At 69.2% G+C, this 982-nt stretch carries 1 protein-coding gene; it reads left to right on the top strand.

What is annotated here, in order from left to right:
• Nucleotides 1-982, top strand: a 982-nt coding sequence (locus tag ACYVC6_RS22695; RefSeq protein WP_460716842.1) for a homogentisate 1,2-dioxygenase domain-containing protein, incomplete at both ends; no start/stop codon positions are given.

The following is a 982-nucleotide window of genomic DNA, read 5'->3' as shown; positions in this document are numbered from 1 at the left end:
GCTGCACGACCTCGAGACCGGGACCGACGCGGTCACCGACCGCCGGCTCGTGCTCGGCAACAACGACGTCCGCATCGGCTACGTCGTCACCGGGACCGACCCCTCGCCCTACTACCGCAACGCGATCGGCGACGAGTGTGTCTACGTCGAGGCCGGCACCGGCACGGTCGAGACGGTCTTCGGCGTCGTGCCCTACCGGGCCGGCGACTACGTCGTCATCCCACGGGCCACCACCCACCGCTGGTTGCCGACCGAGCCGAGCCGGCTGTATGCGATCGAGGCCAACAGCCACGTCGCACCCCCGAAGCGCTACCTGTCCCGCTACGGGCAGCTGCTCGAGCACGCGCCCTACTGCGAGCGTGACCTGCACGGCCCGGACGCGCCACTGCTGGCCGAGGCCAGTGATGAGCAGAGTGATGTCGACGTGCTGGTCAAGCACCGCACCAGCGCCGGGGTGGTGGGCACCCGGATGACCTATGCAACCCACCCGTTCGACGTCGTCGGCTGGGACGGCTGCCTCTACCCCTACACCTTCAACATCGACGACTACATGCCGATCACCGGCAAGATCCACCAGCCGCCACCGGTCCACCAGGTCTTCGAGGGCCACAACTTCGTGGTCTGCAACTTCCTGCCGCGCAAGGTCGACTACCACGAGCTCGCCATCCCGGTGCCGTACTACCACTCCAACGTCGACAGCGACGAGGTCATGTTCTACGTCGGCGGTGACTACGAGGCCCGCAAGGGATCGGGGATCGGCATCGGCTCGATCTCGCTGCACCCCGGCGGCCACGCCCACGGCCCGCAGCCCTCGGCGATCGAGGCCTCCCTGGGGGTGGACTACTTCGAGGAGTCCGCGGTCATGGTCGACACCTTCGCGCCCCTCGACCTGGGCGAGGGCGGCCTGGCCGTCGAGGACCCGGCGTACGCGTGGTCGTGGGCTGGTCGGGGCCCCGAGGGCGGCGACAGCCCGGCGGTGTTC

This window comes from Nocardioides dilutus (assembly GCF_054779555.1).
Note: the sequence above shows the minus strand (reverse complement) of the source record. Positions and strands in the feature narration are given on the sequence as shown.